General features: G+C 40.8%; 9 protein-coding genes and 1 tRNA gene. 8 read left to right on the forward strand and 2 right to left on the reverse strand.

Annotated features, from left to right (window positions below):
- Nucleotides 1-217 precede the first annotated feature (217 nt).
- Complete coding sequence (locus HMPREF3230_RS02925) at nucleotides 218-1,144, forward strand: biotin--[acetyl-CoA-carboxylase] ligase (RefSeq protein ID WP_075523481.1); 927 nt, start codon at nucleotides 218-220, stop codon at nucleotides 1,142-1,144.
- A gap of 212 nt (nucleotides 1,145-1,356) precedes the next feature.
- Here HMPREF3230_RS02925 and HMPREF3230_RS02930 read toward each other — a convergent pair whose 3' ends face one another.
- Nucleotides 1,357-2,001, reverse strand: coding sequence for a biotin transporter BioY (locus HMPREF3230_RS02930; RefSeq protein ID WP_075523482.1), 645 nt, complete (start codon nucleotides 1,999-2,001; stop codon nucleotides 1,357-1,359).
- Between the two features lie 150 nt (nucleotides 2,002-2,151).
- Here HMPREF3230_RS02930 and HMPREF3230_RS02935 point away from each other — a divergent pair, with 150 nt between their 5' ends.
- The 7 genes from HMPREF3230_RS02935 (at nucleotide 2,152) to HMPREF3230_RS02965 (ending at nucleotide 20,897) form a co-directional block, all read left to right on the forward strand.
- The gene (locus HMPREF3230_RS02935; protein ID WP_075523483.1) at nucleotides 2,152-4,029 is read left to right on the forward strand and encodes an acetyl/propionyl/methylcrotonyl-CoA carboxylase subunit alpha; all 1,878 of its coding nucleotides are present in this window, start codon (nucleotides 2,152-2,154) and stop codon (nucleotides 4,027-4,029) included.
- On the forward strand, nucleotides 4,026-5,675 hold the full coding sequence (locus HMPREF3230_RS02940; protein ID WP_075523484.1) for an acyl-CoA carboxylase subunit beta: 1,650 nt from the start codon (nucleotides 4,026-4,028) through the stop codon (nucleotides 5,673-5,675). Before HMPREF3230_RS02935 ends, HMPREF3230_RS02940 begins: the two co-directional genes overlap by 4 nt.
- A gap of 123 nt (nucleotides 5,676-5,798) precedes the next feature.
- The gene (locus HMPREF3230_RS02945; RefSeq protein ID WP_075523485.1) at nucleotides 5,799-15,446 is read left to right on the forward strand and encodes a type I polyketide synthase; all 9,648 of its coding nucleotides are present in this window, start codon (nucleotides 5,799-5,801) and stop codon (nucleotides 15,444-15,446) included.
- Between the two features lie 258 nt (nucleotides 15,447-15,704).
- Complete coding sequence (locus HMPREF3230_RS02950; protein ID WP_155642886.1) at nucleotides 15,705-17,600, forward strand: PASTA domain-containing protein; 1,896 nt, start codon at nucleotides 15,705-15,707, stop codon at nucleotides 17,598-17,600.
- A gap of 21 nt (nucleotides 17,601-17,621) precedes the next feature.
- Nucleotides 17,622-18,077, forward strand: a complete 456-nt coding sequence (locus HMPREF3230_RS02955; RefSeq protein WP_075523486.1) for a holo-ACP synthase — start codon at nucleotides 17,622-17,624, stop codon at nucleotides 18,075-18,077.
- Between the two features lie 279 nt (nucleotides 18,078-18,356).
- Nucleotides 18,357-18,430 (forward strand) — tRNA-Gly (locus HMPREF3230_RS02960).
- Nucleotides 18,431-18,701: 271 nt separating this feature from the next.
- Nucleotides 18,702-20,897, forward strand: coding sequence for a hypothetical protein (locus tag HMPREF3230_RS02965; protein WP_075523512.1), 2,196 nt, complete (start codon nucleotides 18,702-18,704; stop codon nucleotides 20,895-20,897).
- 143 nt (nucleotides 20,898-21,040) lie between these two features.
- On the opposite strand, the gene HMPREF3230_RS02970 is transcribed toward HMPREF3230_RS02965, so the two are convergent.
- The coding region (locus HMPREF3230_RS02970; protein WP_419471022.1) for an LGFP repeat-containing protein at nucleotides 21,041-21,657 on the reverse strand (617 nt) is incomplete at its 5' end.

Below are 21,657 nucleotides of genomic sequence, written 5' to 3' on the forward strand. Positions count from 1 at the left end.
GAATCGTGTTTGTGATTATTTTTTGTGATTATTTTTCGTGATTGCAATGTTTGTGATTGCAATGTTTGTGATTGCAATGTTCGTGATTGTGTTTATGTATTTGCTTTTTCAACTGTATGATTGTTCTTATTTTTTTGTTGATTTTGTAAATTTTATACAATCATAATTTAGCAATTTAATAAATATATAACTGTCAATATTTCATATAATAAATATTATGAATATTCCTATTTTTTCAGATGAAACGAAATTGCCTTCTAAAGCAGATTATGAAGTTTTGCCTTTGACTAAAAGGCAAGCAGATGGATTGGTTTACGTATCTTGCACTGATTCTACTCAAAATATTGCAAGAAATATGATTAAGAATGGCGATATTTGTGCTAGTAAAGATGGAAAATTAACTGTTTATGCAATAGTTGCAGATGATCAAACAGCAGGTAGAGGTCGTCTTGGACGCAAATGGGTTAGTAGACCTGGAGAAAGTTTTCTAGTTTCTTTCGTTGTTTTATTGCCTAAAAATATAGTCATGGACGCGAGTAGGAATGGATGGCTTCCAATAATTGCAGGTCTTTGCGCGAGGGATTCTTTACTTGAAACTTTTAGCGAATATAAAAGTAAAGCGATTCACGGTGATGAATGTACTTTGAAACTTAAATGGCCAAATGATATATTTTTGCATGATTGTAAAGAAGGCGGAATATTAACTGAACTAGTTTCTTCGACTGACAATAATTATATTGGAGTAGTTTTTGGAATTGGATTGAATTTGCATGTTCCGCAATTTGTTTTGCCTATAAAAATGGCAACTTCTTTGCAAATGCATATGACTTCTTTGCCTGAATCTTTAAAATTGCGAGATTTTATTGCTTCTCATATTGTTAGCGCTTTGCGTTTGCGATTAAGTGATTTTATAGAAAAATATCCAAATAACTATGATGATTTGCTTAGCGAATTTACTAAAGTTTGTTGGACGCTTGATCGTTTTGTTAGCGTGCATCCTGTTAATGGTAACGCTATTAAAGGTTTAGCGTTTAGAATTGGCGAAGATGCTTCGATTGCGATTCGAGAAGATTCTGGTAACGAAGTAGTTGTTAAAAGCGGAGATGTGCATGCTGTTGCGTATGAAAGTGAAGACTTGTTTTAGAGTTTAGTGCTTAGCATCCAAGCTTTTAGTTTTTAGAGTTTATGGTTTTTAGAGTTTAGATCTTAGATTTTGGATCTTATAGTTTAGATCTTATGTTGATTAGCAATGTTGGAAAATAAATTCGCACGGGGAATCCATTGGACTTTCCGTGCGAATAAGCTTTTATTTTAATGTAAAATTTATGACGCTTTTTAGATTATAAAGCGAATCTTTTAAGCGCGCTTTTTATTTAAAGCATTGTATAATCCTGAGCAAATAGCGCTTGCTGCGAAAGCTTTAATCAAATCTCCAATCATGAAAATAATCAAAGTAGATGCAGCAGTTTGTAATGCCATTCCAGTTAAGTAGCTTTGTCCAAAGATGCCGAATGCGTAAATCACGATAGTGCCGATTATAGAAGCCACGGAGTAAGTGCAGAATCGTACGAAAGTCTTTTTGAATGAACGCTCTGGCATCATTGCATCGAGAGCAATGTCAAATATGCGTTTCAAAGCTGCAGTTGCTGCAACGCCAAAAATAAAGCCAACAAGGAATCCAGCAGTTGGTCCAACTAATACAGCTAAACCTCCTTTAAATCCTGCAAATACAGGCAATCCTGTAGCACCCAGAGCAAGATACATAACTACTGAAGCAATACCTTCACGCCATGTTAATGTTAAGCCAATAATGCATAAAACAAGAGTTTGCAATGTAATTGGCACAGGTGTAATAGGAAGATAGATTGCGCCTGCCATTGTAGATAATGCTAAAAGCACAGTAAGAAGAGCTGGTTTTGCAATCCAACGAGCTGCATAATTAACATTTTCTAATAAACGTGATGATGTTGTGCATTTAGTAGTGTTATCTAAATTGCTCATGATTAACCTTCTTTCGTTTATTTTTCCGGTTGATAAAAACATTACGTGCACTAAAAATCATGTGCATTGGAGAAGTGTACAAAATTTTGCATTAGGTTTTGTGTATGTTGGCTCATACTAAAACAGGATTTTTCAGATATTTTTTATCTTATGGTTACGAATATCAAAAAATTACTTATCGCTAATCGCGGTGAAATTGCTTTACGAGTGATCCGCACAGCGCATGAAATGGGCATTTCTACTGTTGCGATTTACGCACCAACTGATCGCAGTGCTCAATTTGTAGAAATGGCAGATGAAGCTTACGCACTTTCTGGAGATACATATCGCGATACTTATTTGAATGAAGATGCGATTCTTGAAATTATTAAAAGAAGTGGCACTGATGCTGTACATCCTGGATATGGATTTCTATCTGAAGTTGCGTCTTTTGCGCAAAAAGTCAATGATGCTGGTGTGATTTGGATCGGTCCTCGTCCGGAAGCTTTGATTGACCTTGGAGATAAGATTACTGCTCGCAGGGTTGCTGTGCGAGCTAAAGTTCCGCCTGTTCCTGGAATCTCTGAGCCTGTAAAAGATATTCGAGAGCTTTTAACGTTTGCTCAAACTCACGGTTACCCTGTGATGATGAAACGCACAGATGGTGGCGGTGGTCGTGGTATTACAGTCGTGCATAACGATGACGAATTGCGCGGTTTTTACATGAATCACGATGCTTTGCAAGGCGGAGATTTAGACGAATACTTTATTGAACGTTTTATAGACAAAGCTCGTCACGTTGAAACGCAATGCGGACGTGACGCTAATGGGAATTTCACCGTATATTCCACGCGCGATTGCTCTGTGCAGCGCCGAAATCAGAAATTGGTTGAAGAAGCTCCTGCACCGTTCTTAACGGACGATGAAAATGAGCAGCTTCGCAGATATTCTCGTAACCTATTTGAAGCTGTTGATTACGTAGGTCTTGGCACGTGTGAATATATGGTGACTTCTCAGCATAAAGTTTATTTCCTTGAAGTAAACCCACGTTTGCAAGTGGAACACACTGTTAGTGAAGAAGTAAGCGGACTCGACTTAGTGCGCGAACAGCTCAATATTGCTGACGGCAAGAATCTTACTAAAGATCCAGAGCCTAGAGGTCATAGTTTTGAGTTGCGAATCACTTCTGAAGATCCTGCTACTAATTTGACTCCAAGCTCTGGAACTTTAACGAAAATAAAGTGGCCTTCTGGTCCTGGAATTCGCGTTGATTTTGGAGTAGAAGAAGGTGATAACGTATCTCCAAAATTTGACTCTATGATGGGTAAGTTGATTATAACTGCGCAAAATCGCGAAGCTGCTGTTGCTCGTGTTCGAAGAGCATTAAAAGAATTGTGTATTGAAGGTGTGCCAACTCCTGCAAAATTATTTGAACAAATCTTCAACGATCCTGAGTTTACTGCAGAAAATCACAGTTTTGACGTATCTACTAAGTGGTTGGAGCGCAAATATTTGAATCGTGTTCCAGCTGCGTCTTTGGGAGGTCAGCCAGCTTCGCTTGTTTCAGGACAAACTTCTGATAGTGACGAAAATAAGCAACCTGCAATGGAATCTTTCGTAATTGAAGTTGATAACAAGCGTGTAAAGCTCACGATTCCTCAAGATATTGTTGATAATCTTACTGGTTCTGCTCGCGTTCGCAACGTTTCTAGAGTTTCTCAACCTTTGCGAGGTCGTGGACTTAGAGGAGATACGCATAAAGGTGAAGAGCAAAAACAGATTCCAGGTGTGATTGCAGCTCCAATGCAAGCTGTTATTACTCGCGTGAATGTTGCTGAAGGTCAGAAAGTTGCTAAAGGCGATTTACTAGCTGTTCTTGAGTCTATGAAGATGGAAAATTACGTTTATGCTCCAGCTGCAGGAACTGTTACTGGTATTTTTGTTGCTCCTGGCGATGGCGTGGAAGCAGGCGCAAAGATTGTGACTATTGAAATTGCTGGAGATAGTGATAAGAATTCTTCGAATAAAACTGAAGGAGCACAAAAATGAGCAATTTATTGCAAGAAAAATCTGCTGTTTCTGAGGTTTCTGCTGTTTCTGGAATCAATACAAAAACTGTTTCTAGTTCTACTGTAGAAAATAATTTACAACCTCGTAGAGGTAAAGCTGCTGTGCAACACGCTGCTCAATTAGCTAGAGATGCAGAACAGAGCGCGTGTGATAAACAGCATGCTAAAGGAAAAGGAACTGCTAGAGAGCGTTTGGATTTGCTTTTTGACACTGGCTCTTTCGTGGAAATCGGTCGTTTTAACGGCGGCGATATTAACAATGATGTAGCTGGATGTGCTGTAATTACTGGTTTTGGTGAAGTTTATGGCAGAAAAGTTGCCGTGTATGCACAAGATTTTTCTGTAAGAGGTGGCACTCTTGGAAAAGCCGAAGGTGAGAAAATTTGTCATCTTTTAGATATGGCTTTAGAGCTTAGAGTACCTGTAGTTGCTGTAATAGATTCCGGCGGCGCTCGCATTCAAGAAGGTGTTGGAGCGCTTATGCAATACGGGCGAATCTTTAAGAAAACTTGTGAAGCAAGCGGCTTAATTCCTCAAATCTCGCTTATTCTTGGACCTTGCGCTGGTGGTGCTGTGTATTGTCCTGCATTAACAGATTTGATTATTATGACTCGCGAGCACTCCAACATGTTCGTCACTGGTCCAGATGTTGTTAAAGCTGCAACAGGCGAAGCGATTAGCATGGACGATTTGGGCGGAGGACTTGTGCATAACGCAACTTCAGGAGTCGCTCATTATTTGGGAGAAGATGAAGCTGATGCAATCGATTATGCTAGAACTGTTTTAGCTTATTTACCTTCGAGTTGCGAATCTAATCCTCCTACTTTTGCTTATTGCGCAACGCGTGCAGATCGAGAAACTGCGCGAGAATTAGCGAATATCGTTCCAGATAACGATCGACAGCCATACGATGTACTCGATGTAATTCGAAGAATTGTAGACTATAGCGAGTTTGTACAAGTACAAGAATTGTATGCTGCTTCTGCAGTGGTTGGATTTGCTTGCATTGAAGGCCATCCAGTTGGAATAGTAGCTAATCAGCCTAAAGTGAACGCTGGAATATTGGACGTTAATTCTTCTGAAAAAGTTGCTCGATTTGTGAGATTGTGTGATGCGTTTAATTTGCCTGTTGTGACTTTAGTTGACACTCCTGGATATAAGCCTGGATCTGATCAAGAGCATGCTGGCATTATTCGCAGAGGTGCAAAAGTGATTTACGCTTATGCAAATGCTCAAGTTCCTCTTGTAACTGTGATTTTGCGTAAAGCTTTTGGCGGTGCATACATTGTTATGGGCTCGAAATCTATGGGTGCAGATGTTAATTACGCGTGGCCGACAAGCCAAATTGCAGTGCTTGGTGCTCAAGGAGCTGTAAATATTATTCATCGTAAGGATTTGCATAAAGCAAAAGAGCGCGGGCAAGATGTAGATGCATTGCGTAAAAAGCTTGTTGATGAATATGAAGCTACTACTGTAAATGCAAATCTTTCTCTGGAAACTGGTCAGATTGATGCGATGATTGATCCTGAGCAAACGCGCGATATGATATCTGGCTCTTTAAGTCTTTTGCGTAGTAAAAAGCGTATTAAAAGAACTGGAAAACATCATGGGAATCAGCCTATGTAAAAGAAAGAAGAAAGTCTTCTGATTTACAAAATCCTAATAATTTTTAACTAAATATAAACCAATATCAGATTTACATCAGATTTATAAAAGATATACATCAGATATAAACGAGAAGGAAATATCATGACAACATACTTTTTCGATCGCCTTGCTAAAGATCCTCATGTGCTCGCTTTCGCCGGGCAATCAACACCATGGGTTGAATGCCTTTCTTCATTGTGCAAGGATGATGAATTAGACGCTGAACTTCACCGTTATGAAAATGGTGCAAAAGCGTTATTATCTCCAATTTATGCAGAATTATTGGCTAATGCCGGTGGAGATATGAATGTTTTTGATGCAATCGAAAATAAGCATATTCATGCATCTGATGCTCAATTAAGTGTGCCTGGAATCGCTTTAGCGCAATTGGGAGCGGTTTTAGATTTAACTAATCTCGGTTATAACTTTGAAGTTAATAAGCCATATGCTGTACTTGGTCATTCGCAAGGTGTGATTGCAGCTAGAATGGTTGAAGCTCGTATTAAATCTGGATCTTGGCAGAAAGCTCGTGCGCAAATAGAGGAGTTGCTTGCTTGCGCTTATATAATTGGAGCTGCTGGAGATCGCGAATCGCGTATGCTTGAAATCTCTGGAGATGGCGATTTAACTCCAATGCTTTCACTTAAAGGCGTGACTGAAAAGCAAGCTAAAGCTTTGATTGCACGAGTTGAAAGAACGAAGGGCGCTATATCAATTGCTGTTAAGAATTCTAGAAATCATGTAGTTCTTTCTGGATATCCGGAAGATATGGAATCTGTTGCAAATGAAGCGCAAAAAGAAGCTAAGCGTTCTAAAAAATTGCGTGAAATGAAAGTGCGTGGTGGAGCTGTTTTCTCTCCTGTAGCCGAATATTTGGATGTAACAGTTCCATTCCATTCTCAAATGATGGAAGCTGCAGTTTTGCAGGCTGAAAATTGGGCTATGGAAGCTGGATTGAACGTAGAAATAGTGCGTTCTTTGGCTGATGAAGTTTTAGTTAAGGCTGTTGATTGGTCTGAGATTGTTAAAAATGTGCTTGAAAACACTGAAACTCGCACTCTTTGGATTCTAGATATGGGTCCTGGGGAAGTGCTTGGTAAGCTAACTAGTGTGCTTGTTCAAGGAACAGGCGCTGGTGTAGTCGAAGCATCTAGCGTTAATTCTCGCGCAAATCTTTATACATTGGATTGTGCTCCAGAGCGTAGTGGATGCTGGGCTGATTTTGCACCTCGTGTTATTGAAACTCCTGCTGGTCGTAAAGTTCTTACTAAGTTTAGTAAGTTGACTGGTAAAGCTCCTGTATTGCTTGCTGGAATGACTCCAACAACTGTTGAGCCAGAAATTGTTGCAGCAGCTGCAAATGCTGGATACTGGGCTGAACTTGCAGGTGGCGGTCAAGTTACTTCTGAAGTATTCGATAGGCATATGGATTCCCTAGAAAAGCAGCTTAATGAAGGCGCTACTGTGGAATTTAATGCAATGTTTATGGACCGTTATTTGTGGAATTTACAATTTGGTTCTAAGCGCATTGTGTCTAAAAAACGTCAATCTGGTGCTCCAATTGATGGTGTTGTAATTTCTGCAGGTATTCCAGAAATAGATGAAGCAAAAGAATTAGTGTCTTCTTTGCATGCTGACGGATTCCCGTATGTTGCATTTAAGCCTGGTACTGTTAATCAGATTCGACAAGTTATACGTATTGCTAAAGCTGTTTCGCCATCTATGATTATTGCGCAAGTTGAAGGTGGATCTGCAGGCGGACACCATTCTTGGGAATCGCTTGATGACTTGCTTATAAGCACGTACGCTCAAGTTCGCGAATGCGATAATTTAGTTCTTGTTGCTGGCGGTGGAATTGGTACTCCTGCTCGCGCTGCGGATTATATTTCCGGCGAGTGGGCGAATGATTATGGTTTGCCAAATATGCCTGTTGATGCTGTGATGATTGGAACTGCAGCAATGACAGCAAAAGAAGCACATACAAGTCCTGAAGTAAAGCGTATGCTTGTTGAAACTCCTGGAATTGTAGCTCCTAAAGCATCTAGTGTTGAAGGTTTTGATGATGATCCATTTGCTCCAATGGGAGAGCGTTGGGTTCCATCAGGTGGTGTAATTGGTGGAGTCACAAGTGGTTTGAGTCATTTGCATGCAGATATTTACGAACTTGAAAATTCATCTGCTAAATGCGGACGTTTGCTCGTACATATGATGAAGCATCCAGAAGAGCTTGAAACTCGTCGTGACGAAGTTATATCTGCTCTTAATGCTACTGCTAAGCCTTATTTTGGCGATGTTGAAACTATGACTTATGCTCAGTTTGCGCAAAGATTCCTTGATTTGGCTTATCCTTGGGTTGATCCTACTTACGCGGATCGCTATTTGCATTTGCTTCAACGTATTGAAGCTCGTTTAGTGAGCCAAGATTCCGGTGAGTTTACTTCAACTTTGCCATCTAGAGCAGAAGTTAGCGAGCATCCTCAAGATGCATTGGATTCTTTGCTGAAAGTATTGCCTAAAGCGCGTGAACTTAACGTTGTTCCAATGGATGCAGCATGGTTCCCAACTTTGGTCCGCGAATATCCAAAGCCAATGCCATTTGTGCCTGTGATTGATAACGATTTATTGCGTTGGTGGGGACAAGATCAACTTTGGCAATCGGAAGATTCTCGCTACTCGGCTGATGCTGTTCGCGTAATTCCTGGACCTATTTCTGTATCTGGAATTACTACTATGGATGAGCCTGTTGCAAATATACTTGCTCGATTTGAATCAGCTATGATGCAACGTGCAGAAGCTCTAGGTGTTGATAATAGCTCAAAGAGTATTGCAAAGGGTAGTGTAAAGAGTAGCGCAAGAGATGCAGAAAAGAATTTTGAAGTAAATAAGATTGCTTTCAGTCAAATTGATGATTCAAAAGATGTTGAAGCATACGTGCGCGCATGCCCTAATATTTCTTGGATTGGTCATGTGACTTCTAATCCAGCTTATGGCACTAATATTAACGATGAAAATTATGTTATTAGTGTTCTTGATGAGAAAAATAATCTAATTAAGCTTGATTTGGATATTAAGTTAGACACTTTCTGGGATAATCAAAATTCTAATGATTTTGATAAATCAAATAAGTCATCTAATAAATCGGCTAACAAGATTGCATCAAATCCAAATGATAAATCTTCTGCTCCTAAGCATGCTGTGCGTGATATTGTTATCCCGCTGATTGTTGATTCTTCACGCGCTGGAAGTATTCCTGTAGTAGATCGAGATCGACTGCCTGAGCATGTTTACAATATGCTTGCTGCTACTGCAGGTATTGGAAATACTGCTATTACTGGCGATGTGCTTGAGAAAATGCCAAAAGTTGAAACAAATGGTGAAGGATCAAAGCTGAATTCAGATTTGATTGCAGAAGGTTATTCTGATTCTCCGTTTGGCTTAGTTCGTTCATCTTATACTTTCTCTCGCAATCTTGGAATAGATCATGAATCTGCTACAGCAGGTCGTCTTCCTGATGGCTTAAAGGCATCTCGAATCGTTCCAGATGCTTTAGTTGGACCTGCTTGGCCAACTATTTACTCTGCTCTTGGTTCAGTGCTGGTTGACGGTTATCCGATTATTGAAGGCTTACTAAATGCTGTTCATTTAGATCATTTAGTTGAGCTTGATATTGATGCTTCTGATTTTAGTAATTACGTAGGCAAGCGAATTAACTTGCTTGGCTGGGCAGAACAGTATTCTGAGTCTGCGTCAGGTCGTGTTGTAACAATTCATGTAATTCATACAGCTGCTGACGGAACGCGTCTTGCACATGAAACTGAGCGTTTTGCTATTCGTGGACGTAGCTTCAGTAATGCGCTACCAACTCCAGCTGCTGAATACGGTGACGCTGCTTCATTGCATGGATATGAGATCGAAGATACTCCACGCAGAGCGCTTCGAAGAGTTACTGTTCGCGCTCCTCATGATATGACAGCTTTTGCGCGTACTTCTGGAGATTTCAATCCAATTCATACTTCTAAGCGTGGTGCTGCAATATCTGGACTTTCTGCTCCTCTAGTTCATGGAATGTGGCTTTCTGCAACTGCTCAGCATGTTGCTCAAGCAGTTGATGCAAAAGGCGCGCGTTATGAACTAATCGGATGGTCATACAACATGTATGGCATGGTTCAGCTAGATGATGAAGTTGAAATAACTGTTGAGAGAGTAGGAAAGGTCCGCCGTGGTGGACTTGCTTTGGAGGTTACTTGCAAAGTTGCAGGGCAAATTGTTTCTAAAGCAAGTGCGTTAACTCGTGCTCCTCGTGCAGCATTCGTATATCCTGGTCAGGGCATTCAGAAGCAAGGTATGTCTTTGGATGAGCGTGCAAAATCACCAGCAGTACGTGAAACTTGGGAGCGTGCTGACAAGCTCACTCGTGAAAAGCTTGGATTCTCAATCCTTGCTGTTGTGCGCGATAATCCAAAAGAACTTACTGCTCATGGAGTGACGTATCGTCATCCTGAAGGATTGCTTAACTTAACTCAATTTACGCAAGTTGCTCTTGCAACTGTAGCTTTTGCTCAAACGGCAAGATTGCGTGAATCTGGATGCGATATTTGGCCTGCATATTTCGCTGGGCATTCTCTTGGTGAATACAATGCTTTAAGCTCTTTCGCTCAAATTATTCCACTTGAAACAGTGTTGGAATTAGTGTTCCATCGTGGCTCTACAATGCATCATTTGATTGATCGAGATTCTCAAGGTCGTTCAAATTATCGCATGGGTGCTCTTCGTCCTAACCAATTCGGCGTGGATGATAGCGGAGTAAAAGCTTATGTTGACGGTATTGCTAAGGAAACTGGCGAATTTTTGCAAATTGTAAACTATAATTTGGCTGGTCAACAATATGCTGTTGCTGGAACAATCAAAGGTTTGAAAGCTTTGGATTCAGACGCATCTAAGCGTGCAAAAGAATATGGTGGTAAACCTCCATTCATGTTTGTTCCTGGAATTGATGTACCATTCCACTCTCGCATTCTTCGAAAGGGTGTGCCGGAATTCCGCGATAAGCTTGATTCTTTGCTTCCAAGCAATATTGACTATTCACGTTTAGTTGGAAGATATATTCCTAATTTGGTAGCTGTGCCTTTCGAGTTGACTCGTGAATTTGCGCAGAAGATTTTAGACGTTGTTCCTTCCGAGCGTATTGAGGCTGCTTTAGAGGATGAAAATACTTGGAAGTCGTATGCTGAAGATGAACAAAAATTAGGTAGATTACTTCTTACGGAATTGCTTTCATGGCAATTTGCTTCTCCAGTTCGATGGATTGAAACGCAAGCTCTTATGTTTGCTGATCGCGCTCGCGGTGGACTTGGTGTTGAAGAATATGTTGAAGTTGGTTTAGGTAATGCTCCTACTTTGGCAAATCTTGGCGCTAAAACTCTAGCTTTGCCTGATTTTAGCGGTGAAAAGGTCACAGTTTATAATGTTGGCAGAGATGAAGGTCGAGTGTATATGACTGACACTGATTCTCTTGTTCCACAAAGTTTTGATGAAGAAGATAGTCAAGATGCAGCTCCTGCTTTTGTGCCGGCTGCTGCTGAGTCGTCTGCTTCTGCTACTTCAGCTCAAGCTCAAGCTCCAGCTCCAGCTCAAGCTCCTGCATCTCAAGCTCCTGCATCAAGTGGACCTGTAGAAGACTTGCCTTTCAAAGCGTCTGACGCAATCTCAATGCTTATTGCTTATAGCGCAAAGATTCGCATTGATCAAATTGGAGATACTGATACCACTGATACTCTTACAAATGGAGTATCTTCTCGAAGAAACCAGCTTCTTATGGACATTAGCTCCGAGCTTGGTGTTGCTAGTGTTGATGGTGCTGCTGAAGCTCCAATGAGCGCATTGCGTAAGTTGGTTAATTCTGTTGCTCCTCGTTACAAGGCATTCGGTGCAGTGCTTTCAGATATTGTTCGTGAACGTTTACGCGCGCTTTTCGGAGCTGCAGGCGTGAAACCAGCTCAAGTTGACAAGCGTATTAGCGAAGTTTGGCACTTGGGTGACGGTTGGCGTGCTCACGTTCTTGCTGCATTGGTTTTGCAAACGCGTGAAGGAGCGAGTGTTAGAGGTGAAAACCTTGCTCAGATTTCAACGCAGCCGGCGAAGAATGTTGCTGCAGCTGATGCTTTAATTGATGCTGCAATTGAGCAGGTTGCTCGCGCTAATGGTGTATCTATATCTAAGCCTGGTGCATCTGGTTCTGCTGGTGGTGCTGTAGTTGATTCCGCTGCTCTTGATGCTTTTGCGCAACGCGTTGTTGGTAGTGACGGTGTTCTTGCTGCAACAGCTAAATTCGTTCTAGCAAAGCTTGGCGTAGAGGCTCCTAAAGTTGAAAATGGAGAAGATGAAAACGCTGCTGTTGTTGAAGCTGTTGAATCTGAGCTTGGTGCGGATTGGCCAAAGCAGGTAGCTCCTCGATTTGATGAGCGTAAAGCTATACTTTTCGATGACCGTTGGGCATCTGCTCGTGAAGATGTTGCGCGTTTGTATTACGAATATGCTTTAGGTGATAACAATGCGTCTTCTGCTAATGATGTAGATCCAAGTGATGTTGCAGGAATATTAAATAACATTGGTAAATTCTTAGGTGCAGGATCTTCTGTTGCTGCTGAAGCTGATTGGTTTGCAAAGAAATCTAAAGAAAAATGTCTAAATAATTTATCTGCAATATTCGAGAAGATATCTAAGGATGCTAGAACAAGCGTATATGATGCGTCTTGCGCTCAAGATGATAGCGAATCTCAAACTCGATTTGCGTCAGATATAGCAGTTGTTACAGGAGTTGCTCCTTCTTCGATTGCTGCTCAAGTAGTTACAGGTCTTCTTGCAGGTGGAGCTACTGTTATTGCAACATCTCACAGTTTTAAGCCGAGTGTAAAAGCGTGGGCGAAGAAAGCTTATCGTCAATATGCTTCCAAGGGCTCGAAACTGTGGCTTGTTCCAGCTAATTTATCTAGTTATCGTGATGTTGATGCGCTTGTAAAGTGGGTTGGCACTGTTTCTAAGAAGGTTAGCGGTGCAAAAACAACTATTTTGAAGCCAGCTTATGAGCCTAGCTTATTCTTCCCATTTGCAGCTCCTCCGGTTCATGGAACTTTGGCTGATTCTGGTTCGCTTTTCGAATCTCAATCAAGGCTTATGCTTTGGGGCGTTGAGCGTGCTATTGCAGGATTTGCTCAAATTGGAGCTGATACAGATGTGCAACATCGTATGCACGTTGTTTTGCCTGGTTCTCCAAATCGCGGTATGTTTGGTGGAGATGGAGCTTATGGCGAAGTTAAGAGTGCGTTTGATGCGATTGTTAATCGTGCGCATGCTGAAAGCGTGTGGTCGAATCGCGTAACTTTCGCACATCCTAAGATTGGATGGGTTCGTGGCACTGGCTTAATGGGTGGAAACGATCCATTAGTAGATGTTGTTGAGCGTCATGGTCTTACAACTTACTCAACTAAAGAGATGGCAAATCGCTTGCTTGATTTGTGCACAAAAGAATCGCGCGAGCAGGCTCTAATAGCTCCACTAGACGTAGATCTTACTGGAGGATTAGGTAAAGAACCTCTTGATTTGAATGCTCTTCGTGCTGAAGCATTAGAGGATCAACGTTTGGCTGCTCAAGCTAATAATGGTGGCAATTCAGATAATGCAACTAAAGATGATGAGAATAATGCATCTTCAAAGTCAACTAATAAAGCGTTGCCAACTCCTTACGTACCTTCTCAGCCACGTGTCAATCTAGATGATTGGAAGAACGTAACAGCGCGTCCAGAAGATGAGATTGTAATCGTTTCTGTTGGAGAGCTTGGACCGTGGGGATCTGGACGTACAAGATTTGAAGCGGAGCTTGGAATTCAAGAAGATGGTTCTGTGGAGCTTTCTGCAGGAGCGGTACTTGAATTAGCTTGGAATATGGGATTGCTTACTTGGCAAGATTCTCCAAAGCCGGGTTGGTACGATTGCGAAGGAACGCTTGTTCCAGAAGCTGACATTGCTGAAAAGTATCGTGATGAAGTAGTAGCTCGCTCAGGTATTCGTCCATTTGAAACCGGTATGGGTGGCGATTATAAAGATGGAGCTAATGAGGAAGAAGCAGAGATTTTCCTTGACCATGATGTTAGCTTTAATGTTCCAACAGAACAAATCGCTAGAGAATATGTGTCTCTTGATGAATCTAATACTGAGATTTCTCGTGATGATGAGTCTGGAGAATGGATTGTAACTCGTAAATCTGGATCTGTAATTCGTGTTCCTCGCCGTGCTGCAATGACTAGAACAGTTGGCGGACAATTCCCTAAGGGATTTGATCCACTTAAGTGGGGTATTCCAGCATCTATGGTTGGAAGTGTAGACACAATTGCGTTGTGGAATATTGTTACAACCGTGGACGCTTACATTTCTGCCGGTTTCACGCCTTCTGAAATTTTGCAATCAGTGCATCCGTCAATGGTTGCTTCAACTCAAGGTACAGGATTCGGCGGCATGAGTTCTATGCGCAAGCTGTATTTGGATCGTTTCCTTAACCACGAAATTCCGACCGATGTGTTGCAAGAAGCGCTACCAAACGTTGTTGCTGCTCACGTGATGCAAACATATATTGGTGGATATGGAAATATGATTCAGCCAGTATCTGCTTGCGCAACTGCAGCGGTTTCGCTCGAAGAAGGCGTTGATAAAATAGCGCTTGGTAAAGCTGATTTCGTTGTTACAGGTGCTATTGACGACATCGGCGTTGAGTCTGTAGTTGGCTTCGGCAATATGAACGCTACAGCAAATAGTGAAGAAATGTATGCAAAAGGCATAGATCCACGATTCTTCTCTAGAGCAAATGATCGTAGACGCGGAGGATTCCTTGAATCTCAAGGCGGCGGTACGATTCTCATAACTCGAGGAGATATTGCATTAAAGCTTGGATTGCCTGTTGCTGGAGTAGTTGGTTTCATTCATTCTTACGCTGATGGTATTCACACTTCGATTCCAGCTCCTGGATTGGGTGCTTTAGCTGCAGGAATGGGTGGAGCTAAATCTAAGCTTGTGCGCGATTTGGCAGCTTTAGGTGTTACTCCGGACGATATTGCTGTTGTTTCTAAACACGATACGTCTACGAACGCAAATGATCCGAATGAATCTGAGTTGCACAATACTTTAGCTCATGCAATCGGGCGCACGGAGGGAAATCCTCTGTTCGTAATCAGTCAGAAGACGCTGACTGGTCACGCAAAAGGTGGTGCGTGCATATTCCAAATCAACGGTTTAACTCAACTGTTTAGAACAGGAGTAATTCCTGGAAATATGTCGCTTGATTGCGTAGATCCTGCTCTTGAGCGTGACGATCACATGGTGTGGTTGCGTAAGCCAATGCGTGTTGGTTGCACTTCAATAAAGGCTGCGCTCGCTACTTCTCTAGGCTTTGGTCACGTAAGTGGATTTGTGGCTCTTGTGCACCCTGGCGCATTTGAGTCAGCTGTAGCAGCTACTTGTGGTGTAGGTGCATTAGAAGAGTGGCGAAATCGTGCTAACGCGCGTTTGGCAGCAGGTCAGAGGCATTTGCAAGAAGGCATGATGGGACGTGTTGAACTGTTTGAACCAGTTGAAAATCGTCACTTGCTTAAGGATGGTACTCGTATGGCTGATGGAACTCGCTACAACGGACATGAAGCTGAAAAGGCGATGTTGCTTAATCCTGACGCTCGCCTTAACGCGGATGGTTACTACTGCTGATTTTTAAGTTGATTTTTTTTTTAAGTTGATTTTATAAGTTAATTTCAGCGTGATTATTGAGCTTGCTAAGGTTTTAAGCATATTATGCTTTCAGCTTTAGCAAGCTTTTTTATGAAGTGCAGCTTAATAATAAAATCCGCATGTTTTTGTTATTGTTGCTTAGGTGTTTGAAAAATAAAATAATATAGTAAGCTCTATTGGTAAAGAGTAAGTTTAGTTTTGTAAATGAGATTGTTACGTGCGTGATAGAAGGTTTAGATGTTTTGTATAAATTGCGGAAATAAGATTGACGAAGGTGATAATTTCTGCTGTTTTTGTGGATTTGCTGTTGAAGATGATGTGGATTCGAAAGCAGAAACGCAATCTTTTAAATATCAAGAATCAGATATCGCGAATAATCCAAGTAATTTAGCTATTCCAACTAAATATGCAAATCCGAATGCTTTTAATGAATCTAACAATCCTAATACTTCTACTGAATCAAACAATCTGAATACTTTTAATGAATCTAACAATCCGAATACTTCTACTGAATTCAATACTTCTAATAAGTCAACTTCGTATGACAATCACAGCAATAAGCAAAATCTTAAAAATCGCAAAAGTGTTGTGATTATTCTTGTTAGTGTTGTGCTCACAGTTGTACTTGTTTTAGCTGGTTCGATTTGGTATTTTGCTAAAAATAGAACTTCTGGCACTAATTCTTCAAGCGCAAATTCGGTGCTAATTCCTGAAGCGAAATCTGGCGATAGCGCTGATAGCGTTGCGAAATCCTTGGAAAATAAGGGTTTTCGCACGAAGATTATTGATGAGTTTAGTGCATCGAAACGTGGAAACTTCCTTAGATATGCGAATGTTAAGCCTGGTTCGAAAGTGTCAACTAGAAAAGTTGTGAAAATTATAAGATCTAAAGGTCCTGGTGTTCCAGCTAGGGGAGTTGTTGGAGAGAATTTAAGTCAAGCTTCAAAAATTGTTAAGTCGATGGGTGTTCCAGTTAAGCTCCATCGAGTTCCTGTAACTGATTCTTCAGCAGATAAGATTGTTGCGTCTAGTCCACTTCCTGGAAATGCTGTTGGCAAAGACGGTGTAATAAATATTGCTGTTGGTGAAAAGTGCGATGGTGTTCCAGTTGATTTGTTTGGGTTAAATAGAGACAAAGCTAAGGATATGCTGTCTTCTAAGCCTTTTAGTGTGGATCTTCGCCCGAAGTTTTCATCGCCAAAATATTTTGGCAAAATTGTTGGTGCTTACCCTGCTTTAGGTACTAAAGGAAATCCTAAAGCAGTAACGCTTTACTATGGAGTTGACGCATCTAAAGCAAAAGATGTTGTAACTGAACCAATGAATCTTGGTGACGAAACGGCTTATCTTGTGCAACGTGCAGGCTCTTTTGTTGGCAAATGGTGTACGAATAGCGGTAAATGCATAACTCTTGTTCCGCATCGTATGCGCAATGAACAATTCGTAGAAGAACGAAATATTAGGAGTCTTATTCCAGTAGATTTTGATGATACAGACGGAAGAGTATCTGATTTAGATAGCATGGGTTATATAGATAATAAGAGTATTCTTGATTTGAATTCTGGAGGTCAAGATCCTACGGATTACGCTGTGTTCGATAAGAATATTAAAAATAGTTCAATGATGAGGAATCATCTTATTTCCGGCGATACTGGTGCTGTAGAGCTGTATTCTGGAGGCGCTATTGTGCAATGTGGCAATCAAGATGTTCCTATTTGGGGTTCAGGAGTTACATGTTTGAACGGGAAATATACTGAGGCTCCTACTGATTCTTATGAGCAAGCAAGAATTGACAATGATCCAGGTAAAGGTATTGGATATTATTACACGATGCGAGATTTTATGGTAATAGTACCTGTTGGAGCGAAGTTCGATGAGCTTTTAAATAGTGGATATTTCGTTGGAAAGCCTACACGCAAACCAGATTTAAAGCGTCCGTTTATTTTGCGAAGGGATCCTGACCTTTACAAAGAAACACGCAAAGATTTGCCAAAAGGTGATTTTGTTAATCCTTTTGTTCCTACTTATCAAGGACGTGCAGTGCCTTTTGCGCCGGCGCCGGACGACTCGAACGCGTACTATCTTGTTGAAGAGCCTTTTGACTGGAGTACAAATCCTAGCGAATCGCTGTGATTTCTCAGGAAGACGGTTTGTATGATTGCAGGACTTGGGCACGATATTGTTAATGTTTCGCAATTTGTTGAGCAAATGAGCGTAAGCAATGGTTGGCGCGCGCTATTTTCTACTCGAGAACTTCGACAGTGTTCAATAATCGCGAAATGTAAGCATGATAATGAAGCTATACATATTGCTGCACGTTGGGCTGGTAAAGAATCTGTTATAAAAGCTTGGTGTGAAGCGCTTGGAGCTTTTGAAGCAAAATATCCATATACTTTAGATAACACTCCATGGAATCAGATTGAAATTCTTGGTGACTCCCATGGTTGCCCTAGCATACATCTTTCGAGTGAAGTAAAAGAAAAACTTGTAGAATCGTTAAAATTACAATCTTATGAAAACGTAAAATGGCATATATCGTTATCTCATGATGGAGATGTTAAAAGTGATTGTGCGCTCGCGTCTGTGGTTGTTGTTTTAGAAATCTTATAGGATTTGCATAGTGTTTGAATAGAAGTTGATTGGTAAATAAAAGTTAGGGCATTTAGAGTTAGATTTGCGGATAGAAGTTAGACTTTCGGATATAAGTTAGGGCATTTAGAGTTAGTGCGGATGGAAGTTAGACTTTCGGATAATTATGTAAATTGTGAGTGTTGCAAGCGTTTGTTTAGTGTATTTTGGCGTGTTATAACAATTCTATTTGTTATATGTCTTAAGTACCTGTATAATTAGACGAGTCGCCATTTTGCTGTGAAGTAAAGTGTGATGATTGCGGACGTAGCTCAATGGTAGAGTCTCAGTCTTCCAAACTGATTACGCGGGTCCGATTCCCGTCGTCCGCTCCACTTGAAGAACGTTGGTATATAAACGTTCTTCACTTGTTTTATGTCTTAAAAATAGGCTAAATGTGCAAATAATGTGTGCAATTGAATCTATTTGTTCTAATAGTTATTAGTGATTCAGTTAAATTCTTTTTATTTTATAGTTTTTCTCATATAGTGTTTGGTTTATATCTTTTTAACTCGTTTTTGATATTTACATTCATTCATCATGCGTTTGCAATATACTTGCATATCAAAGGGTGTAAAGAATTTATAGTTTATGAGGAATACGGAATTGCAAAAAATTTTAGAAAAATTTCTAGAAAAAAATGCCGCAATGCGAAAAATATTACCATTTGTAACAATATTTGTAATAACTGGTCTTATTGCAATCGCATTTTTCAGCAACCTGTACCTTGCATACAGCTCACGTAATTACGTGCAAAAACCTCTTGTCTTAAGCAAAGCAATCATACCGGATTTAAGCAGTTACAACGAGCGAACCGGTGAAAAAAATAACAGAGAACAAGCGCAAATTATCGGCAATTCCATTTCTATCCCAAATTCTGGTGCAGATGTAATATTAAGCGGAATTAACGAAAATACTAAAGCTTTAAAAATCGAGTTGCAGCAAGAAAAGCCGTCAACTTTCGTCACTGGCACGTTGGAAATTGAAGACTTTGGCATAGCTCCAAACGCGTACACTCTAGCGGATTCTTTCCAAATGTCTACCGGAAAGCACAATACTAGAGTTCTTCGTTTTGAAAGTCACGGAACTGCGTACAAAGCTAAGCTGCATTTTAATCAAACAGGAGCTCCTTTCACACTCAAAGCTGTTACGGTAAATCCGCCTTTTGCGCTGCATGTAAACTTTGGAATGTGGGCAGTACTTTTCGTTGCAAGTTCGCTTATATTCTTGGTATACAAGAAAAAGTGGTATTTGCTTTCTTATGATCGCCACAATCTTGCGCAAAATATAGTTTTTTGGGCAGTATGCGCAGTTCTTATGGGATTCTCGCTATACCTGTGCTTTGTTGTGTACCGTGGTCATGGCATACGAGTGCCATTTCCGTCTGACTTATATGATCGTGTCAACGGAAATCCGTACACTGAGCAGCTTAAAGCTTGGAAATCAAACTCTTTTGCGCTTCTGCAGCAGCCGCCTAAAGAATTAGTAGAATCCACAAACCCGTTTAGTTGGGGTGAGCGCATGTACTTGGGTTCTAAAGGAGTGTATATACCTTGGGATGTGGTGTTCCACAATAATCATTACTATTGCTACTTTGGTATAGTGCCGTTCTTGCTCACTTACGTGCCTTTTAATCTGATATTCCCACATGCAGTTCCTTCTGCAATACTAGTTGTTACAGTATTTGCGGTTGCTATTATTCCGTCTATGTTCGCGCTTCTTAAAGAAGCTGTTGAGTTCTTTGCAATACGCGCCAATTACTGCCTGTTTTTGCTTGCTGCAGCAGCTTTCCCATTCGGATGCTTAATCTTCTACTTGCAATCCTCAGCATCCCTTTACTATATTCCGCTTCTTAGTGCAATACTGTTTGGAGTCTTATTCTTATATGCTTCTCTTAAAGCTGTGCGGCTTCATGCGGTCCGTCCGTGTGCTGGATATGCGCTTTTTGCACTAGCTGGCATAAGTCTTGCTTTGCAATGTGGATCTAGGCCAAACGCGTGCATTCCTGTCGTTGCTTTTATAGCGCCATTATTTATTGCGCTACTATTTGATGTAAAACGAAGTATTTTAAATCGCGTTGCTGCAGCTTCAAGCTTCCTTGTGCCTGCAATTGTAGGCGTATCTGGAATATTAACTTATAATTACTTGCGTTTTAAGTCTTTCTTTAATTTTGGAAATGAAGAGCAGCTTACTAATTTCGATTTGCGGTTTAATAGTAAATCTTTTGATCCTACTAAGGTTCGCGATATTATCCTTAATTATTTCTTAAAACCTTTTAATATTTCGGAAAATTTCCCATATATTTCTATATCTTGGGCAAATAATCAAGGTTATGGAAATTCTTTCTATACGCATATGATTTTCGGTCTTATGATGATTCCACTTTTCTGGTGGCTGTTTACATTAAGACGCAAGTTTATGCAAAAAATTGAGTATATTATGACAGTTGTTGGATTAGCAGCATCCTTCTTGCTGTTGTATCTTAACTACTGTTTGGGTGGTAATTTGTACCGCTACTATTGCGATTCGATTATTATATTTATTTTGATTGCAATAATGAGTATGCTTCACAGAGTTAAGCCTTATAGCAAAGATCTTGATGTTACTTGTGAAGAAGATTGCGCAATTGCTGAGCAATCGTCTTTGCGTTTGTATGTCCCAGCTGTGCTTTGTGCAGTGGTAACTATGATAATAGTTGGTTTATTAGTATTCAGTAATCATACTGAGCCATCTGCAGATATACAAAACATAAACCCTGATTTATTCCTTAAGTGGAGTGATTTATTTACGGTTGGTCGCTGATTTGCGCATTTACTGACGTGTATTGATGCGTATTTTATATTGATTTGTTACATTTTACGCGCTAATCGTATATAAAAATGGTCAGCAAACTAGTAAATTAGCTTACTGACCATTAAATTATTTATGTTTTAGTTTACTTATGCTTACCTTGCTTTTAGAACATCATTCTCGCAACGCTGATGCCACCAGCCTCTGCCAACGTAACGCTCATCTTCAATAGGTCCGCCAACTTTATCAAATCCGCCGCGAGCATAATAATCTTTGCGAAGATTGAACATAATAACAAACTTCTTATCTCGGCCGTGAGTCCAAACATCACCATTCTGGCAACGTTGACGCCACCATCCGCCGCCCATATCCTCCTCATCGGCAACAGGAGCACCAAGCCAACCAGCACCACGATGTCTGTTGTAAGAGTCACGTAACTCGTACTGAATTACGTACTTAGTGTCTTTTCCTTGCGTCCAAACATCGCCATGTTGGCAATGTTGGCGCCACCAACCGCCGCCCATATTCTCTTCTTCAGCAACGGGGGTGCCTAGACGACCGAATCCGCCGTGATTGTAGTAGGAGTCACGTAACTCAAACTGAATCACAAACTTCTTATCTCGGCCGTGAGTCCAAACATCACCATTCTGGCAACGCTGACGCCACCAATCGCCGCCCATATTCTCTTCTTCAGCAACAGGAGCGCCAATGCGACCGAATCCGCCATGCTTGTAATATGAGTCACGTAACTCGTACTGAATTACGTACTTAG

Origin of the sequence: Gardnerella vaginalis (genome assembly GCF_001563665.1) — a bacterium.
Classification (GTDB): Bacteria; Actinomycetota; Actinomycetes; order Actinomycetales; family Bifidobacteriaceae; genus Bifidobacterium; species Bifidobacterium vaginale_A.

Bases quoted from the DNA above. Each gene is read 5' to 3' on its own strand.
- HMPREF3230_RS02930 (WP_075523482.1), bottom strand. From the start codon at position 2,001: ATGAGCAATTTAGATAACACTACTAAATGCACAACATCATCACGTTTA.
- HMPREF3230_RS02935 (WP_075523483.1), top strand. From the start codon at position 2,152: ATGGTTACGAATATCAAAAAATTACTTATCGCTAATCGCGGTGAAATT.
- HMPREF3230_RS02955 (WP_075523486.1), top strand. From the start codon at position 17,622: ATGATTGCAGGACTTGGGCACGATATTGTTAATGTTTCGCAATTTGTT.
- HMPREF3230_RS02925 (WP_075523481.1), top strand. From the start codon at position 218: ATGAATATTCCTATTTTTTCAGATGAAACGAAATTGCCTTCTAAAGCA.
- HMPREF3230_RS02945 (WP_075523485.1), top strand. From the start codon at position 5,799: ATGACAACATACTTTTTCGATCGCCTTGCTAAAGATCCTCATGTGCTC.
- HMPREF3230_RS02950 (WP_155642886.1), top strand. From the start codon at position 15,705: ATGTTTTGTATAAATTGCGGAAATAAGATTGACGAAGGTGATAATTTC.
- HMPREF3230_RS02940 (WP_075523484.1), top strand. From the start codon at position 4,026: ATGAGCAATTTATTGCAAGAAAAATCTGCTGTTTCTGAGGTTTCTGCT.